17 protein-coding genes are annotated in these 19,162 nt (G+C 28.7%); 16 read left to right on the top strand and 1 reads right to left on the bottom strand.

The annotated features are described in order from the left end of the window. Positions 1-114: 114 nt before the first annotated feature. From Q3287_RS15795 to Q3287_RS15835, 9 genes are all read left to right on the top strand, one after another. Complete coding sequence (locus Q3287_RS15795) at positions 115-1,287, top strand: RsmF rRNA methyltransferase first C-terminal domain-containing protein (RefSeq protein WP_407964406.1); 1,173 nt, start codon at positions 115-117, stop codon at positions 1,285-1,287. Positions 1,288-1,386: 99 nt separating this feature from the next. Continuing rightward, positions 1,387-1,923, top strand: a complete 537-nt coding sequence (lepB, locus tag Q3287_RS15800) for a signal peptidase I (protein ID WP_054269080.1) — start codon at positions 1,387-1,389, stop codon at positions 1,921-1,923. 165 nt (positions 1,924-2,088) lie between these two features. Then, positions 2,089-2,625, top strand: a complete 537-nt coding sequence (lepB, locus tag Q3287_RS15805) for a signal peptidase I (RefSeq protein ID WP_054269081.1) — start codon at positions 2,089-2,091, stop codon at positions 2,623-2,625. 9 nt (positions 2,626-2,634) lie between these two features. Beyond that, entirely contained in the window at positions 2,635-3,390 is a 756-nt protein-coding gene (locus tag Q3287_RS15810; protein ID WP_054275837.1) for a sugar phosphate isomerase/epimerase, read from the top strand. Between the two features lie 73 nt (positions 3,391-3,463). Further along, entirely contained in the window at positions 3,464-5,131 is a 1,668-nt protein-coding gene (locus tag Q3287_RS15815) for a nucleoside kinase (protein ID WP_054275838.1), read from the top strand. 301 nt (positions 5,132-5,432) lie between these two features. Beyond that, positions 5,433-6,362 (top strand): glutaminase A, encoded by a 930-nt coding sequence (gene glsA / locus Q3287_RS15820; RefSeq protein ID WP_054269084.1) that lies wholly within the window; start codon positions 5,433-5,435, stop codon positions 6,360-6,362. A 97-nt stretch (positions 6,363-6,459) separates the two neighbouring features. After that, positions 6,460-7,023, top strand: coding sequence for a transcriptional regulator (locus Q3287_RS15825; RefSeq protein WP_054269085.1), 564 nt, complete (start codon positions 6,460-6,462; stop codon positions 7,021-7,023). A gap of 458 nt (positions 7,024-7,481) precedes the next feature. After that, on the top strand, positions 7,482-8,318 hold the full coding sequence (locus Q3287_RS15830; protein WP_054269086.1) for a deoxyribonuclease IV: 837 nt from the start codon (positions 7,482-7,484) through the stop codon (positions 8,316-8,318). 130 nt (positions 8,319-8,448) lie between these two features. Beyond that, positions 8,449-9,444: an aldo/keto reductase gene (locus Q3287_RS15835; RefSeq protein ID WP_054269087.1), complete on the top strand. Its 996-nt coding sequence runs from the start codon at positions 8,449-8,451 to the stop codon at positions 9,442-9,444. Between the two features lie 269 nt (positions 9,445-9,713). Here the strand turns inward: Q3287_RS15835 and Q3287_RS15840 are convergent, their stop codons facing one another. Further along, positions 9,714-10,118, bottom strand: coding sequence for a RusA family crossover junction endodeoxyribonuclease (locus Q3287_RS15840; protein WP_021383211.1), 405 nt, complete (start codon positions 10,116-10,118; stop codon positions 9,714-9,716). A 599-nt stretch (positions 10,119-10,717) separates the two neighbouring features. On the opposite strand from Q3287_RS15840, the gene queG reads away from it, so the two are divergent. The 7 genes from queG (at position 10,718) to Q3287_RS15875 (ending at position 19,141) form a co-directional block, all read left to right on the top strand. Further along, entirely contained in the window at positions 10,718-11,632 is a 915-nt protein-coding gene (gene queG, locus Q3287_RS15845; RefSeq protein ID WP_407964394.1) for a tRNA epoxyqueuosine(34) reductase QueG, read from the top strand. Between the two features lie 105 nt (positions 11,633-11,737). Then, positions 11,738-13,975, top strand: a complete 2,238-nt coding sequence (locus Q3287_RS15850; protein WP_054275841.1) for an ATP-binding protein — start codon at positions 11,738-11,740, stop codon at positions 13,973-13,975. 197 nt (positions 13,976-14,172) lie between these two features. Then, positions 14,173-15,147 carry an endonuclease III gene (nth, locus tag Q3287_RS15855; protein WP_407964395.1) on the top strand — a complete coding sequence of 325 codons (975 nt, stop codon included), beginning with the start codon at positions 14,173-14,175 and terminating at the stop codon, positions 15,145-15,147. A gap of 196 nt (positions 15,148-15,343) precedes the next feature. Then, positions 15,344-15,814: a tRNA (uridine(34)/cytosine(34)/5-carboxymethylaminomethyluridine(34)-2'-O)-methyltransferase TrmL gene (gene trmL / locus Q3287_RS15860; protein ID WP_003429657.1), complete on the top strand. Its 471-nt coding sequence runs from the start codon at positions 15,344-15,346 to the stop codon at positions 15,812-15,814. Positions 15,815-15,848: 34 nt separating this feature from the next. Continuing rightward, entirely contained in the window at positions 15,849-16,694 is an 846-nt protein-coding gene (locus Q3287_RS15865; protein ID WP_054269090.1) for a DegV family protein, read from the top strand. Positions 16,695-16,965: 271 nt separating this feature from the next. Beyond that, the gene (locus tag Q3287_RS15870; RefSeq protein ID WP_407964396.1) at positions 16,966-17,970 is read left to right on the top strand and encodes a BMP family ABC transporter substrate-binding protein; all 1,005 of its coding nucleotides are present in this window, start codon (positions 16,966-16,968) and stop codon (positions 17,968-17,970) included. Positions 17,971-18,010: 40 nt separating this feature from the next. Beyond that, positions 18,011-19,141 carry a BMP family ABC transporter substrate-binding protein gene (locus Q3287_RS15875; RefSeq protein ID WP_223152737.1) on the top strand — a complete coding sequence of 377 codons (1,131 nt, stop codon included), beginning with the start codon at positions 18,011-18,013 and terminating at the stop codon, positions 19,139-19,141. Positions 19,142-19,162 lie beyond the last annotated feature (21 nt).

A 19,162-nucleotide genomic window follows, 5' to 3' on the forward strand; every position in this document is an offset into this window, starting at 1 on the left:
CCGTAGGAACTACGGGGATAGCCTGTGGAGAATTGGTAAGACATATTTCAGTATGCGAAATTCTATGAAACAGGAACCCTGTGACTTTAGTCATGGGAGGTTCAGAAAAAGAAACTGTTGGATTTAAATTTATTTGATTTGTCACAGATACCATGGGCAGAAGAGGGTTTTTATTATGATGATAAAATCAATAGACCTGGTAGAAATCCACTGCATGAGGCTGGAGCATATTATTTGCAAGAGCCTTCTGCCATGAGTGTGATACCAAAAGCAGATATTAAAGAGGGCAATAAGGTACTCGATATGTGTGCTGCTCCTGGTGGGAAATCTACATATATATTGTCTAAATTAAATGATACAGGTCTATTGGTCTCTAATGAAATTAATGCTAGTAGAATTAAGGCTTTAGGTGAAAACCTAGAGCGATTTGGAGTGAGAAATTGTATTATAACAAATACCGATTCTAAAAGCTTAAGAAAGACATTTAATGGGTATTTTGATAAGGTGGTTATAGATGCACCTTGCTCTGGTCAGGGTATGTTTAGAAAGGACGAGGTGGCCATATCAGATTGGAGTTATGCAAAGGTATTAGAATGTCAATCTATTCAAAAAGAAATTATAAGAGATGGATATAAAATGTTGAAGAAGGATGGTATTTTAATTTATTCAACATGTACTTTTTCAAGAGAAGAAAATGAACATGTTATAAATGAGTTTATAAGTGAATATCCATATGCAGAACTTATTGAAATGGAAAGATTATGGCCCCATAAAATAAAGGGAGAAGGTCATTTTGTTGCCAAAATAAAAAAATTGGAAGATGAAGAGTGTAATGTCAAAGAATTAAAAATAAAAAATTTAGATAAAGAAATAAAGGATTATAGGGAGTTTGAAAAGAAATTTTTAAAGGTTGATTTTTATAGTAATAAAAAAAATAAATTTTATTTAAGAGGAGAAAACCTGTACCTACTTCCAGAAGTATATCCAGATACGAAAAAACTAAAAGTATTGAGATACGGTTTGCATTTAGGGGTTTTAAAGAAGAATAGATTTGAGCCTTCTCATGCACTATCTCATTATTTAAAGGTTGAAGATGTAAAAAATGTCGAAAACTTTAGTGTACAGAGTGATTCAATTCTTAAATACTTAAAAGGGGATGTTGTAAATTCTAATGAAAGTAGAGGCTGGGTTTTGGTATCAGTTGAAGGCATACCTTTAGGTTGGGGAAAAGAATCTGCTGGTGTAATTAAGAATCATTATCCTAAAGGTCTTAGAAAATTATTTTAAACTAGTAGAAAAAAGAAGTATAATATTTATATTGTAAGTTTATGGTAGATTATTTTGCTGTAGATTGACTTAATATTTAACACAGAGGAGACGATTTTAGTGGGTGAAGCAGTTAAAAAAGAAATTGTAGAGTGGATAAAAGTGATTGTCATAGCTCTTGTTCTGGCATTTGCAATAACTCGTTTTATAGTGCCAACAATAGTTAAGGGAGAATCAATGTATCCTACACTGGTTGAACGTGACTACCTAATAGTTAATAGAATCGCGTACAAGGTAGGAGAGCCAAAATACAAAGATATAATAGTATTCAAAACCGACTTAACAGAAGAAAATGGAAAGAAAAAAGACTTAGTAAAAAGAGTCATCGGAGTTCCTGGTGACCATGTAAAAATACAAGACTCCAAGGTATATGTAAATGATAAATTGTTAAATGAGACTTCCTATATACATAATAATCGTACTGATGGAGATATTGATATCGTAGTTCCAGAAGGAAAATTATTTGCTATGGGGGATAATAGAGAAAAAAGTTTAGATAGTAGATACGATGAGGTTGGATTGGTCGACGAGCATACCGTTTTAGGAAAGGTTCTAGTCAGATTGTATCCATTTTCTAAGATAGGAACTATTGACTAAACATATAAAATTTGGAGCAATCGCTGATTAACTGAAATCACCAGACCATGCACAATAGTTGTCTGTATAAAAAAGACAACACCTTATTTAGTAGACTTATCTAAAAGATAATGTTAGAAATGCATTATTAATAAAGATAATATAACTATAAAGGAGAATTTGTGAATGAATGAAACTATTAAAGAAGAGATTGTAGAGTGGATAAAAATAATTATTACTGCACTTTTTTTTGCATTTATTATAACTCGTTTTATAAAACCAACACTAGTAAATGGAGAATCTATGTACCCAACACTTAAGTCACATGACTATTTGGTAGCAAATAGGATGACATATAAATTATCAGAACCAAAATGTGGAGATATAATGATATTTAAGACTGACTTATTACAGGATGATGGAAGAAAAAAAGAACTTGTAAAAAGGGTTATAGGTGTACCTGGTGACCATCTAAAGATTAGTGATTCAAAGGTTTATATAAATGGCAAGTTATTAAATGAAGTTTCATATATACATGATAATTATACTGAAGGCGATATTGATATGGTGATTCCTAAGGGAAAAGTATTTGCGATGGGAGATAATAGGGAAGTAAGCTTGGATAGTAGATATAAAGAAGTAGGATTAGTAGATGAGCAAAATATTAAAGGGAAGGTTATTTTAAGAGTGTTTCCTTTTACAGACATAGGCATTTTTGAGTAGGTGATTTGTATGGCAGTTGGTGTAGCATCCTTATTGTTTAATCTTGAGGAGGCTTTAGATATTTGTGAAAAAATAGAGCAAATAACTCATTTAGAGATTGGGATTGACAATATATATGAATGTAGTGAGTTATGTAAATATAAAGATAGAATTTCTAAACTAGGATTATCTGTAGGGATACACTTACCTATGGAGTTAAATACTTGCGAAAATATAGAGTATATACGAGATTCATGGATAAATTTTATTGAGAAAATAGAATTTGAGCTCAAAGGGTTTGATATAAGGTATTTTAATCTTCATTTGGGCTATGTTATGACAAATAGGATTAAAAAGAATAGAAACAAGTATTTAGACAATAGTGTAGATTTTTTAGATAAGGTAAATACAAACTCGTATATATGTATAGAGAATACATATTCAAAAAGTGGGGATTTTTCAAATATTGGAAATATATCCTATGATTTTGAATATATATTTAATAGGATTAAAAATTCTAAGATTTGTTTTTGTTACGATACTGGACACTGTTTAATTGATGAGGATGATTATATAAAGAACTTGAAGGATAAAATAAAGTTGATACACTTAAGTGATAATGATGGTATCAATGATATACATGTAGGCATAGGAAAAGGAATTTTATCTGAAGAGGGAATTAAAGAGGTCTTAAAGTTAGATGCAGAATATTTAGTACTAGAAATAAACTACGAAGACATTGAAGATACTATAAGTAAATTGAATCGTATTGTAGGAGAGGGTTAAATACCTCTCTTTAACTTGTTGATATGCCTCGTTGATTAAAATTTGTATTCATCAAAAGGAAGGAGATGTTGAAGTGAAAAAAATAAACTTAAAAATAGACGGAAAAAATAAAGAATATTCGTTAGAAGAAAACTCTTTAGGAATTAGACTAGGTGATATAGCAAAAGAATTTTGTGATGAGCATAAGGGTTATATAACACTTGCAGTTGTGGACAATAAGTTAAAAGAGTTAAATTGCAGAGTGAAGAATGATTGTGAGATAAATTTTTTAGATACTACTAATGAAGATGGTGAGAGAGTTTACTTTAGAGTCATGTCATTTGTATTTGTAATGGCTTGTAGAGAAATATTTTGGGATAGTAGAGTTACAATAGAACATTCACTATCTGGTGGGCTATACTGTGAAGTTCACATAGATAGAAAACTTAAAGAAGTGGATGTTGAAAATATAAAAAACAAGATGCAAGAGATAGTAAACAATGATTATACCATAGAAAAAATTGAAGTTACAAGAGACGAAGCTATTTCCATATTTGAAAACAATGAAATGTATGAAAAGGCAGAGCTTTTAAAGTATAAAGAGTATGATAGTGCTAAAGTATATAAGTGTAGAAACTATATAGACCATTTTTATGGGTATATGCTACCATCAACTGCTTATATAAAATCATTTGATATTAAGCTTTACAATGGAGGAGTTATAATTCTAGGCCCTAGTGAAGAAGATAAGACTAAACCTATGAAATTTATACCTCAGCCTAAATTATCAAGCGTATATTATGAAGCGGAAGAATGGTCAAGACTTATGGGAATTGACAAGGTAGTATCACTTAATAAGATAATAGAAAACAAAGAATATGGAGATATAATAAGAACATTTGAAGCGTTACATGAAAAAAAATTATCTCAAATAGCAGATATGATAAAAGAGAATAATAAGAGAGTAGTCTTAATAGCAGCTCCATCTTCGTCTGGAAAAACAAGTTTTGCTCATAGATTATCTATACACCTCAGAGTAAATAATTTAAATCCTATTTCGATTTCTTTAGATGACTATTTTATAGATAGAAAACATACCCCTTTAGACGAATATGGAAATTATGATTTTGAATCAATTTATGCTATAGATTTAGAAAAATTTAACTTAGACTTAAAGAGTCTTTTAGCAGGGGAAGAAATTGATGCTATAAGATTCAACTTCAAAGAAGGAAAGAGAGAATATACTGGTAAAAAAATAAAGATAGACTCAAACCAACCAATTATACTAGAAGGTATACATGGGCTAAATCCTATTTTAACGTCATCTATACCAGATGAAGATAAATTTAAGATATACATAAGTGCCCTTACTCAAATAAACTTGGATGACCATAATAGAATTCCTACTGCTGATTTGAGAATGATAAGAAGAATTGTTAGAGATTATAATTTTAGAGGTTATAGTGCTGATAATACTATCTTACAATGGGCATCAGTTAGAAGAGGCGAAAAGAAGAATATATTCCCATATCAAGATGAAGCAGATGCCATATTTAATTCTGCTTGTGTATATGAATTAGCAGTTTTAAAGCGATTTGCTAAGCCCTTGCTGGAAGAGATAAAAGAAGATAATCCTGCTCACATTGAAGCAACTAGATTACTAAAGTTTTTGCAGTATTTTGTAGAGCTAGATGATACTTCTGATATACCAGGGACTTCAATTCTTAGAGAATTTATTGGAGGAAGTAAAATAGTCGATTAATCTGGACTATAGTATTTGTCTTTAGATTTATTAGTAATAAAATGGCAGTTGAAAAAACTGCCATTTTATTTTGCTATAATGGTTACAAGTTTTAAAATATATATTAGAATCTATTTGGAGAGATGAAGACAGGAAGTTTAAAATATTGAACTATTAAACTGTTAAAACGGTTAAATTGTTTGAAAAATGAATAAATTCTTGTAAAAAATAGTTTTAAAGTATAATTTTTTTTAACACTGTTTTATTATAGTATAAATCTGTGCTAAAATAGAATATATATATCATAATATAAGAGGTGCCTATGAATACGTTAGATGAGACATTATTAAAAGAAATTATAAGTTCTAATAAGAAATATACTAATTATGGACAAGTTGCTAGTTACATACCAGAATTAAAAAACGCTAGAAGAAATGATTTAGGAATTTGTATCATAGATAGTGAAAACAATCTTTACAGTGCTGGAAATTGTAGCACAAAGTTTACTATACAGAGTATTTCAAAACCAATTGTGCTTGCTATGGCACTTATGGACAATGATTGGGAAGACGTTTTTTCAAACGTTGGAATGGAGCCAAGTGGAGACCCATTTAATTCTATAATGAAACTTGAAATTAATGACACAAAAAAACCCTGTAATCCAATGATAAATGCAGGGGCTATAGTAACTACTTCTCTTATAAATGGGAGCTGTTTGGAAGAAAAAGAAGAAAGAATGCTTAGTTTCTTTAGGAAATTAGCAAAGAATGATAATATAGGAATAAACTATGATGTCTATAAGTCTGAAAAAATGACTGGAGATAGAAACAGAGCAATGGCTTACTTATTAAAAAGTGATGGATTTATCAGAGGTAATGTAGAAGATGTTTTAGACCTTTATTTTAAACAATGCTCAATTGAAGTAGATTCTGTAGATTTAGCCAGAATTGGCATAAATCTTGCTAATTATGGAGTAGACATAGAAAATGGTGAGCATTTGATGAGTGAAATGGTTTCTAGAATTGTCAAAACATTTATGATGACTTGTGGAATGTATGATGCTTCTGGGGAATTTGCTATTAAAGTTGGGATTCCTGCAAAATCTGGAGTTGGGGGTGGTATAATGGCTTCTGTGCCAGGACGTATGGGTATTGGTGTTTATGGACCTGCACTTGACAAAAAAGGTAACAGCGTCGCAGGAGTTAAAGTTTTAGAGGAGTTGTCAAATAAACTCAAATTAAATATTTTTTAAAATTTTAAGAAAGGATTTTTTTGACAACAACATATAATTTAATATATAATTAAATTGTAAAGAAATATGAATTAAATAAATTTTTTAGGAGGGGTCAATGAAAGAGGTATTGGTATTACGAGATTTGGAGTGCATAAAGGCTATTGCGCATCCACGTAGAATAGATATTCTAAAAGCATTTGACAAATCGCCATTGTCAGCAAAACAATTATCTCAATTATTGGAAGAACCTCATGCAAAAATAAACTACCATATAAAAATGTTATACAAAGTTGGTATTTTAGAATTAGTTGAGGAAAAAATAAAGTCGGGGATTGTGGAAAAATACTATTATCCAAGTGCAAAAAATGTGGTTATAGGGAATAGGATACTTAATTTTTCTTTAGACAATGGGGAAGAAAAAGAAGAATTGTACATATCAAAATTTGAAAACATGAGTGAAGTTTTTTATAAGGCAGCAGAAGAAGATGTTTTAGAAAATGAAAATATAGTTGATTATCATGATATTTCTCTTACTCATGATGAATTAGTTGAACTCAGTGATGCTATGAAGTCAAAGATAGATGAAATTTTAAATAAAAGACAACACAACGTTGAAGGTTCTAAGTATGATATAGCAATGGTTGTAATTCCTACACTTGAGGAAGAATGTCCTAGTTAGAACCATTAATTATGGATTAATTAAAAACATAAAGTTAGAGATTGAACATCAGAATTTACTTAATAATCAAAAAATGGCTTTTGGTATGAGTAAAAAATGATTTTTAGTCTCTATTTTTTTGTCTGTTTATATAAAGGATTGTAAAAGATATATAATCAAATTGTAATGTTTATATAAATAAAATGTGGTGAAATTATAATTAAAATGTAAGACATATATAGATATATGTAAGGAGTGGATAAATAATCTATAAGATTATAATATTTGAAATTTCTTAAAATGGGTATAATTAAATTGTAAATATTAAAATTTAAAATTAATATACATGAAATTGATTATAGTTACATTAAATTAAAGTTGTATTAAAATAAAAACTTACTTATTAGAAATTTATAATTAAAATTTAGCACAAATATAAGTACAAATAAGAATCTAAGTAAAAATAAAAGGAGATTAATATGATTAAATTAGGAACACATCTTTCAATAGCAAAAGGATTTGCTAAAGCAGCTGAGACAGCTGTATACATTGGTGCAAATACATTTCAATTTTTTAGTAGAAATCCAAGAGGAGGAAATGCTAAAGAATTTGATGAAAAAGATATAGCCAAGTTTCAAGAGATTAGAAAGGCAAATAATTTTGCACCATTACTTGTACATGCTCCATACACTATGAATTTAGGTGGTACAAAGGATGATGTATACGAATTTGCGACAAGAGTGATAGATGAAGATATAAGAAGGATGGATTCACTAGGAATTGAATACATGTGTTTTCACCCAGGTAGTCATGTAGGTGGTGGAGTAGATTTTGGTATAGAGAGAATAGTAAAAGGATTGAATAATGCTATTAAGGGTGATGAAAATATAACTATACTTCTTGAAACTATGTCAGGAAAAGGAACTGAAATAGGATTTAAGTTTGAGCAATTAAAAAGTATAATAGATGAAATTGAACACAAAGAAAGAATAGGTGTGTGTCTTGATACATGTCATATTTTTTCAGCTGGATATGATATAGTAAACGATTTAGATGGAGTCTTAGAAGAATTTGATAAGATTATAGGGATAGATAAGTTAAAAACTGTTCATCTAAATGATAGTATGATGCCATTTGGAGATAAAAAGGACAGACATGCTCCTATAGGAGAAGGAAAGATAGGATTAAAAGCATTGATTGATTTTATGGAACATCCTAGCCTGAAAGACCTACCATTTTTCTTAGAGACTCCTTTTGATGATGAAGGTCATAAGAGAGAACTTAAAATGATAAAAGAGATACTATCTAGTAAATAAAATTTTATTTGCTATGTGTAATTTTAATAGAATATAAATATATTGCAAAAATTCTCATAATTTGTTGTATAATTAAAAGTGATACATTTATATTATATAAAAATTAATTAAAAGTTAGGTGGGGAAAGATATGAGAAATTTAGGCAATACCAATATGAAAATAAAGAGAGTTGGCTTTGGGGGAATTCCAATACAAAGAATTACTCAAGAGGATACTAACTTAGTCATAAATGAGTTAGAAAAACAAGGAATAAACTTTATTGACAGTGCAAGAGGGTATACAATAAGTGAGGAAGCAATTGGAATTGCTCTTGAAGGGAAAAGAGATAAATTTTTCTTAGCTACTAAAAGTATGTCTAGAGATTATGACTCAATGAAGAGAGATGTTGAGATAAGTTTGAATAATTTCAAAACTGATTTTATAGATTTATATCAATTCCATAATGTTAAAGAAGAGGAGTATGACAATCTTTTTAAAGATAAGATGGCTTATAATGCTCTTTTAGAGGCAAAAGAACAAGGTAAGATAAAGCACATCGGGATAACTAGCCATAATTTAAGTACTATAGAAAAAGCTATAGAAGGTGGAAAATTTGACACTATACAGTTTCCTTACAATATAGTTGAAGGACAAGCAGATGAGGTATTTAAAAAGGCTCATGAAAAAGGAATTGGAATAATAGTAATGAAGCCTTTAGCTGGAGGGGCTTTAGATAATGCTACATTAGCTATTAAGTACATATTATCTAAAGACTATATAGATGTAGTTATACCAGGGATGGAAAGTGTTGAACAGGTTAGACAGAATGTTGCTGTACTTGAAAATCTTGTGCTAGATGAAAAAGATAATAAAGAAATTGAGGAAATAAGAAATTCTTTAGGTAAAAAATTCTGTAGAAGATGTGAATACTGCATGCCTTGTGCTGTTGGAATAAATATACCATTGAGCTTTTTATGTGAAGGATATTACACTAGATATGGACTTGAAGAGTGGGCTAAAGAAAAATATCAGGTTATGGATGTTAAACCTACTGAGTGTATTGACTGTGGTCTTTGTGAAAGTCGATGTCCATATGAACTTCCAATAAGAGAAATGTTGAAGACTGTTGTCGAAAAATTAGGATAGATTTTATTTGTTGAAATCGGTGTAGTAAGTTTACTCCGATTTCTTTTTATATGGATATGCTTTATTTATGTGAATATGTTTTATTTATATGGATACGTCTTTATATACAAATGTTAAATTTATATGAATGCAGTAATTTTATAAGTACTAAATTTACATAGCTACAAGTATCATATAAATTTAAAATTTGTGTGAGTATAGCTATAGCACAAATATTATTGTTATAGTTTGTATAGCATTACTATAGTATCAATTAGTATATAAAATCTTTATTTCTCAAAAATATTATAAGATATATCATATTTAGATACTGGATAAAGTTCAATTTCAACCCTAGGGTTATCCTTATCGATAAAGTCGAATAAAAGTACTGGCTTAAGTTGTTTATCATTTTTTATTATTCCGCTTTTTTCAATACCATCACAAATACTCTTTGGATAATTATGTAAGTCTCCCATTCTCTTGTTTGGGAAGTATAATTTTAAAACAGTTATTAGATTTTCTTCAACAGTTTCTCCTTGATACTGTTGGTTTATAAAACCTGCAATCATGTTTTCATATGCTAAATACTTAGAATACTTTCCCTTTGAAGGCATCCATGCTTGACCATTTATATTATGAAGTTTAAAATTAGATTTACTAATGGGTCTACCTGGAATTGTTATTTTAATCAAATTGTTCACCATCCTTATACAGTATTTATTATAATCTGTGGATGATTTAAAAGCAAATTCTTATTTTTAATGTTTTTGTAAGTGATAAATTTAGATATGATAAAATTTATATTGCCTATTATGAATGGTAAATTTAAAAATGTAAAATACACTATATAATTGCAAGTTAAAGTTATATTTAATTTTGTGACTATAATTTATCAGTATGATATGTATTACATTGTTGAAAACATAAAAATTATAATTATATTAAAATGGAAAATAGATGATAATTTAATTATATGGTGAAGTTTGAGTTGTATAAGTATTGGAGTAAAGTAGAGAAATCATATTAGTAAGATGATTACTAAAAAAATAGTAAAAAAAGTTTAAACTAAGTTGTTATTGTAGAATAATAAGAAATAGAGTATATAAAACAAGTTATATTAAAGGATAAATGGATATTATTATAAAGAGATGAGGCTTATATTATAATTTAGCTCATTTTATAATATAGTAATAATAATTGTAGTTTTATAACCTAAATTAAATAGGTTAAATAGATTAAGTAGTATTAAATAGATTAAGTAGTATTAAATAGATTAAAAAGGAATAATTTTATGAATAATAAGGAATTAAAAGAATTTTGTAATCTTATAGGATTAAAGTGTGTAGGAATAGCTGGTATAGACAAGTATGACAATCTAAAAAAGATACTTGAAGATAGACAGGAAAAAGATTATTTGACTGGGATGGAAGAACCAATAATTGATAACAGGATTAATCCAAGAAATATAATGGAGGAAGCTAATTCTATAATAGTATGTGCATTTCCATATCATATAAATAGACAAGAAAAAATCGAAAATTCAAATTTATCAAAATATTGTCGTGGAAAGGATTATCATATTGTAGTAAAGGACTTTTTACAACAAATTTGTGATTATATATCCAAAACAGTAGAAGATTTTAAATACAAGATATTTGCTGATAATGGGCCATTAGTTGACAGATATTTAGCTTATTTATCAGGTATAGGATATTTTGGAATAAACAATAACATCATAACTGATGAGTATGGTTCTTATATATTTATAGGATATATAGTAAATAATTATGAATTTGAGGAAGATAAACCACTAGAAAAAAGCTGTTTTAAATGTGGTAAGTGTGTAAAATATTGTCCGGGAAATGCTATATTAGGAAATTATGATATGAATCCCAAGAAATGTTTATCATATATAACTCAAAAAAAAGGAGATTTGTCAGAGGAAGAAAAATCTGTTTTAAAGAGTAGTAAAAAGGTATTTGGGTGTGATATCTGTCAAGAAGTATGTCCACATAATGTTGGAATACCAACAACTCATATTTTGGAATTTAAAGAAAATATAATAGATTATTTGGATTATGATGAGATACAAAATATTTCAAATAAAGAATTTAAAAGGAGATATGGAGATAGAGCATTTAGTTGGAGGGGCAGAAATATAATAAAGAGAAATATGGAAATAATTTTAGATAAGTATAATGACTAATAATAAGAGTCTATTTCATATACTTTAATGTGAACTTACTTTAACACTTATTGTATCAAAGTCATATTATATCATTAACGTTAAATATGGGGAGGTGGGGGAATATTGAAATATAATAATACATCTGAAATAAATCCACTAGATTGTATACTAGGTCAAGAAAGAGCTGTAGAAGCTATGGAATTAGGTCTAAGAATAAGTAATCCAGCCTATAACATATACTTAGCTGGTGAATCTGGAACAGGAAAAAGTACTTATGCCTTAAAGGTTTTGAATGAATATGCATCCAAAAAAAATACACATAAAGATTGGTGCTATATATATAATTTTGAAAACCCTAGAGAGCCTATTATAGTTGAGTTAGAAAAAGGGTTTGGAAGAGAACTTAAGAAAGACATGGAGAAGTTAATTGAGAGTCTTTTAGAAGATTTTAAAAATGCGTTTGAAAGTGAAAGCTTTGAAATAGAAAAAAATAAACTTTTGGACGAATATGAAATAGAAAAAGATATGTTACTAAAGCAAATTAAGAAGTACGGAGAAGAAAAAGGATTTAAATTAAAACAGAGTAAAATGGGAATAGTCTTTATACCTTTGAAAGAAGAGGAAGATGAAAGTGACATATCTGATGAGGAGTTCTATAAGGCAAAAAGAGAACTGGAAAACATGGCTATACAGGTCGTATATAAAATTAAAGATTTAGAAGAAATAGCTGAAAAAGCTGTTTTAGAGCTTGAAGAAGAGATAGCTAAACTTGTAGTAGAACCTCACATCAAGACATTGTGCGAAAAATATGAAAATTATGATAAAATCCAAGCTTATTTGGAAAAAGTAAAAAAAGATATAATAGAATATATGTACTTATTCTATTTAGATGAAGATGAATTAAAAGATAAATATGATAAAGAACATTTTATTAAATATAAAATCAACCTATTTGTAGACAATGGAGGTTCAAAAAACAAAGAATCAGCACCTGTTATAGTAGAGATAAATCCAAGTCCTGCAAATTTATTTGGAAAGGCAGAATACGATTATGCAAATGGCAATATAAAGACTGATTTTACAAAACTATTATCAGGAGCATTTCATAGGGCTAATGGTGGTTACTTAGTGATTTATGCAGACCAGTTGTTAAAATATACGATGTCTTGGGAAATCCTTAAAAAGACTTTGCAAACAAAAAAAGTAATATTGGAAACCCAGACAGCAATTAAGCCAGAAAATATGCCATTAAATGTAAAATTAATATTGATTGGAAGCCACTATATATATGATATTCTATACAGATATGATGAAGATTTTGAAAAATATTTTAAAATATTCGTGGATTTTGATAGTGAAATGGATAAGAATGAAAATAATGAAGAGGGAATTGCCAGATTTATAGCATCTCAATGTGATAAGAATAATTTAAGACATTTTACTAAGGAAGCTGTTGGTGAAGTTGTCAAATTTAGCACTAGACTGTCTGGTGATTTAGGAAAATTATCAACTAAATTTAATAAAATAATGGAAGTTGTAATAGAAGGAAGTGCATATGCAGAATTTAGAAATTCAAGATATACAGAGCAGTGTGATGTTAAGAAAGCAATAAGTGAAAAGAGAAAAAGAATTAATAGAGTAGAGACACATATGGATGAATCAATTGAAAATGGATTTACTTTAATAGAGACAGAGGGAAAACAGGTTGGAGTGATAAATGGTCTATCTGTATTAAGTACAGGAGAGTACTCTTTTGGTAGAGCTTCAAGGATTACAGCAACCACTAGTCCAGGAAGTAAAGGCATAGTAAATATAGAAAGAGAAGTAAATATGAGTGGCTCTATACATAACAAAGGAGTGCTTATATTAGGCGGTTATCTTTCTGAGAACTTTGCACAGGATTTAATAATGTCACTAAATGCATATATCTGTTTTGAACAAAATTATGGTGGAATAGATGGAGATAGTGCTTCTTCGGCAGAATTATATGTACTATTGTCATCTCTTAGTGGAGTGCCAATTAAGCAGAATATTGCTGTTACAGGCTCTATAAATCAAAAGGGAGATATACAAGTAGTTGGTGGAATAAGTGAAAAGATAGAAGGATTTTATTCTATATGTAAAACTAAAGGATTAAATGGTGAGCAAGGAGTTATAATTCCTAAGAAGAATCAGAGAAACCTTGTTTTATCAGATGAAGTTAATGATGCTATATTAGATGGGAAATTTAAGATATATACAGTTGAAAGAGTAGAAGAGGCTATAGAGATACTGACAGATGTTAAATTTGAAGAAATAAAGAAATTAGTAAAAGAAAAATTGATATCCTTTAGTAAGATACAAACTGTGTCAAAAGAATAAGTTTATTATAGAATTTAATGGGTATTTATGTATAATAAAAAGCAAGAACTTTAATAGGTTTTTGCTTTTTTTGTGAAATATATGTAGATTGAATTTTTATTTTGTATATTTTATATATTGATGTTTATTTTTTGTTGAGATGATTAAACTATTTATAAATAGAGTCTTATAAATTAGTACTTTAAAGGGGGATAATTATGAAAAATGTAAATCTAAAAGAGATAAATGAAAAAGACATAAAAGAAAATGAAGACATAAAAGCGAACCAAGAGATAAATGAAAAAAATCTAAAAGGGAAAGAAGATATAGATAAAAAAGATACAAATAAAGTTGAACCTAAAAAAGAAATGAATAAAGCAATTAGTAAAAAAGATAAAATAATTGATGAGAAAGATATATCAAATTTTAGTGATATTGAAGAAGATAAAAAAACTGAAACAGGCAAAAAATCAAAGAGTACTAATTCCAATAAGAAAACACAAAAATCAGATAAAGAAACTAAAAGTAAATCTAAGAATAAGAATAAGTCAGTAAATGATAAAGATGTAAACAAGATTTTAGATGAATTAGAAAAACTATACCCAGATGCTACATGTGAGTTAAATTATGGGACAGCCTTTGAACTTTTGATAGCTACTATTCTATCAGCTCAATGTACTGACGTAAGGGTAAATAAAGTTACATCAGAGTTATTTAAAAAGTACAATACAGCAAGAGACTTTGCCAACTTGAGTATTGAAGAAATTAGTAAAGAGATAAAAAGTTGTGGCCTTTATAAAAGTAAATCTCAAAAAATAAAAGATACATCTGAACAACTATGTGAATTATATGATGGTGAGGTACCAGATAGTTTAGAAAAACTTGTGAAATTACCTGGCGTTGGAAGAAAAACAGCAGGAGTTGTACTTAGTAACGCCTTTAATCAACCAGCAATAGCAGTAGATACTCATGTATTTAGAGTTACCAATAGAATTGGGATAGTGGATGAGCCAAATCCTCAAAAAACAGAATTTGCACTTATGGAAGCTATACCAAAAGAAAGATGGTCACACTCACATCATGTATTAATTTTTCATGGAAGAAGAATGTGTAAAGCTAGAAATCCAGAATGTGGAGATTGCCCAATAAAAGAAGATTGTAATTATTATAAAGAAATTAATGAAATGAAATAACTTTTATCAAAGTAAGTTGTACAAGAGGGATTTTCTGATATAATAATACTTATGAAAATGTTAGATAGAAAACTATTATATATAACTAAGTAAAAATTGTTATTAACATTATTATATATAATAGTATAATATTATTGTTATTCTGTTTATAAAATAAAGTTTAATAAATTAAGAGCAATACTTAGGGAGGATAAAAATGTCATTAAATATAGTATTAGTAGAACCAGAAATACCTCAAAATACAGGAAATATAATAAGAACTTGTGCAGCAACAGGTTCAACTTTACATTTAGTAAAGCCATTAGGTTTTTCATTAGATGATAAACACCTAAAAAGATGTGGGCTTGACTATTGGGATATAGCTGATATACAATATTACGATAGCTTTGAAGAATTACAAGAAAAGTATCCAAACAGCAAATACTTTTTTTCTACAACAAAGGCTAAGCAGTCACATTCAGATGTGAAATATGAAGAAAATTGTTTTATAGTATTTGGCAAAGAAACAAAGGGATTACCAGAACCTTTGTTGAAAGCAAATATGGATACTTGTATTAGAGTACCTATGTTGGATGTTGAAAAAGCTAGGTCACTAAATTTATCAAATTCAGTTGCTATAGTAGTGTACGAAGCTTTAAGACAAATAGGATACCCTAATATGAGGTAGTTTACCAAGCCTAAATGAGAAAGGAGCATACTTAATGAAAAATCTAAAGATAATCTGTGACAGTTTATCGGACGTGCCAAAAGATTTGTTAGATAAATATGATATAGATATTGTCTCGTTAACAGTTATATTAGAGGAAAAAGAGTATAAGGATAGAATCGATATATCTGGAGATGAATTTTATAAAAAGCTTAGAGAAGAAAATGCATATCCAAAAACTTCTCAAGCTACTTATGCCCAATTTAAGGAAGTGTTTGAGAAGTATACTAGTGAAGATAGAGAGATACTTTATATAGCAGGTTCTGCCACAGCCACAGGGACGTATCAAAGTGCTGTAATGGCAAAAAATGATGTAGAAGGTAAAATATATACATACGACTCTAACTTGCTTTGTATGGGAACTGGTTTACTTGTAATAAAAGCAGGAGAACTTGCAAGTGAAGGAAAGTCTATTGATGAAATATTGCCTGTTTTAGATGATTTAAAAGAGAAAGCTTTTGTTATATTTTCGGTGGATACACTAGAATATTTACAAAAGGGAGGAAGAATATCATCTACTAAAGCAGCAATAGGAAGCATATTAAATATAAAACCTATCCTAGAGATAAAAGATGGACTAGTTTCACAAATATCTCAAGTAAGAGGAAAGAAGAATGTAATTTCTAAGATGATGGACTTGATAAAATCAAATTGTGGGGATGATTTATCAGACCAAATTGTGTATATAGGATATAGTGATGATTTTAAGGAAAAAGAACAATTATCTAGGGTTATGGAAGATGAATTAAGACCTAAGGAAATTAGATTTTTCCAAATTGGTGTGTGTATAGGTGCACATGCTGGACCTGGTGTCACTGGTATCATATGTCTAAAAAAATAAATAATATTTTTTAAATTATTAGTTATTTTTTTATTAGATTAAGATAAAATATTAAATATTGATATGCTAAATTGGATTTATTTTAGATAAAATTAAGTGTTGATATATTAGATTTAGTTTTTAGGGAAGTGTGTAAATAGATAAAATTCTATTGCACACTTTTTTATAGTAAGATTTATTGTAAAGAGTTCAAAATAAGAGTGTAAATTATATATAAAAAATTTATAGGCAGTATATAAAAATGTCATGAAAGTATAAGGAGTGAAATTTGATGCATTTAAAAAAAGTGTTGATATTGATATTAACCGTAGCAATGACAGCTGGAATGTTGGTTGGGTGTAGCAATAATCCTGACAACAATTCTAATTCTAACAAAGATAATAAAAGTAATATAACTGACAAAAATAATTCAAAAAAATCTATATCTATGATACTAGATATTGAAGGAACAAACAATGAAGTTATGAATAATGCTGCTTTATTGGCATTAGACAATGCTAAAAAGAAACTTAATATAGATACAAATAAAGTGGAATCAGATGATTCGTCGACTTTTTCTAAGAGTATAGATATTTTATGCAATGACAATCAAGATTTAATTATAGCTGTAGGAGCGAGGTTTGCAAAACCACTGGAGAAGGTAGCTAAGAAATATCCAAAGCAACAATTTGCAATTGTAGATTATGAATATGACAAGCAACCTTCTAATATAACTTCAATTTCTTATGAAGATAATAAATCTGGATATCTAGCTGGATTAATCGCTGGAAAGATGACTGAAAGTGATAAGGTCGGTTTTATTGGTGGAGTAAAGGGCTCTAGTAGAGATAAATTTGAAGCAGGTTTTAAAGAAGGTATTAAATTTTCTAATAGTAGTATAAAGGATGTTTCAATTGAATATGTGGATGTCTTTAAGGATAGTAAATCGGCTGAGTCTATAGCTAAAAAAATGATGGATAATGGGGTAGATGTTATTTTCTCTGCTACTGAAGATGATTCAAAGACTGTAATAAATGCAGTTAGAGCGAAAAATAAGAAAGTTATAGCTACTAATAAAGACCAACATGATTTGGCTCCAGAAAATGTTATAAGCTCTATTGTAAAAGATTTTGAAAAGCCCACTTATAATATGATACAAAGTTTTGTAAAGGGAAATTATAAAGGTGGAGAAGTTATAGAAAATACAGTTCAGTCTGGAAGTACTGGACTTGCTCCAAATAGCTCTCAAAATGTTCCTCCAGATGTGTTAGAATATGTTAATAAGAACAATAAATAATCTATAGAGACTTCATGTTCTATATCAGGGAGTGAATTTTGTGAAAATAAAAAGACTATTGATGCTCTGCTTTGTTGTGGTGTTTACAATTTTTATATTAGCTATATGTGATTTTGATTTTGGACTTGATAAAGTAAACAAAGATAATTCTAATATAAATAGTGCTAAATCCAAACAGAGTGAGTCTAAAAGTGTATCAACATCTTCAAATAAAGATAAAGTAAATAAAGATAAATTAGATAACAAAAGTAATAATGAGGAATATGAAATAAAAGATGATGATTCTTATGTGAGAAAAACTGTTGGAGTATTATTAGACACTGAAAACTTAAATAATGAATCGTATAATAACAATGTACTATCAGCTCTAAAAAGAGCTGATAAGGATTTTGATATTAGAATAAAACTTGAGAAACCAAAGACTTCTAAGAATTTTAAAGAAAGTCTAGAAAAACTACATAAATCTGAACCAGATTTGATAATAGCAGTTGGAGCTAGGTTTGCAGAGTTAATTAAAGAAGATGCTACCAAATATCCAAAACAACAATTTGCGATAGTTGACTATGCTTATAAAGTCCAACCTGCTAATGTAGTTTCAGTATCATTTCAAGATAATTCTACTGGATATTTGGCAGGTCTTATTGCAGGTAAAATGACTGATACTGGTAAAGTAGGTTTTATAGGAGGTGTTGAGGGTTCTAGTAGGGATAAGTATGAATCTGGATTTAGGAAAGGTCTAAAAACTTCAAATAAAAATGCTGAGTTACTAGTTAAATACTCAAATGTATTTGAAAATCCTGAGTCAGCTAGAACTATTGCAAAAGAAATGAGAGATTCTGATAGAGATGTTGTATTCTCAGTTACAGAAGATGATAGTAAAAGAGCTATTCAGGTAGCAAGAGAAAATGGTGGCCAAGTTATAGCTATTAATAAAGACCAATATGATATGGCACCAAACAATGTAATAAGTTCAATTGTAAAAGATGTGGAACAACCAGTCTATGAATTAATAAAGAATGTTATAAAAGATGGTTTTCATGGAAGTAAAGTAATGGAATTTAAAATAAAAGATGGAGAAATAGGATTGACTCCAAATAGTAGTAGAAATATACCACCAGATGTTTTAGAGTACATAAAAAAAGAGTATAACAAAGTGAAAGATACATATTAATAACTGTTTTAAAAGTTTATA

The sequence above is a fragment of the Clostridioides sp. GD02404 genome (assembly GCF_045898275.1).
Lineage (GTDB): Bacteria > Bacillota > Clostridia > Peptostreptococcales > Peptostreptococcaceae > Clostridioides > Clostridioides difficile_A.

What these genes read in the sequence shown, in the direction of transcription:
- Q3287_RS15830 (WP_054269086.1), top strand. Translation starts at nt 7,482, where the DNA reads ATGATTAAATTAGGAACACATCTTTCAATAGCAAAAGGATTTGCTAAA.
- Q3287_RS15835 (WP_054269087.1), top strand. Translation starts at nt 8,449, where the DNA reads ATGAGAAATTTAGGCAATACCAATATGAAAATAAAGAGAGTTGGCTTT.
- Q3287_RS15870 (WP_407964396.1), top strand. Translation starts at nt 16,966, where the DNA reads ATGCATTTAAAAAAAGTGTTGATATTGATATTAACCGTAGCAATGACA.
- nth (WP_407964395.1), top strand. Translation starts at nt 14,173, where the DNA reads ATGAAAAATGTAAATCTAAAAGAGATAAATGAAAAAGACATAAAAGAA.
- trmL (WP_003429657.1), top strand. Translation starts at nt 15,344, where the DNA reads ATGTCATTAAATATAGTATTAGTAGAACCAGAAATACCTCAAAATACA.
- Q3287_RS15810 (WP_054275837.1), top strand. Translation starts at nt 2,635, where the DNA reads ATGGCAGTTGGTGTAGCATCCTTATTGTTTAATCTTGAGGAGGCTTTA.
- glsA (WP_054269084.1), top strand. Translation starts at nt 5,433, where the DNA reads ATGAATACGTTAGATGAGACATTATTAAAAGAAATTATAAGTTCTAAT.
- lepB (WP_054269081.1), top strand. Translation starts at nt 2,089, where the DNA reads ATGAATGAAACTATTAAAGAAGAGATTGTAGAGTGGATAAAAATAATT.
- Q3287_RS15825 (WP_054269085.1), top strand. Translation starts at nt 6,460, where the DNA reads ATGAAAGAGGTATTGGTATTACGAGATTTGGAGTGCATAAAGGCTATT.
- queG (WP_407964394.1), top strand. Translation starts at nt 10,718, where the DNA reads ATGAATAATAAGGAATTAAAAGAATTTTGTAATCTTATAGGATTAAAG.
- Q3287_RS15865 (WP_054269090.1), top strand. Translation starts at nt 15,849, where the DNA reads ATGAAAAATCTAAAGATAATCTGTGACAGTTTATCGGACGTGCCAAAA.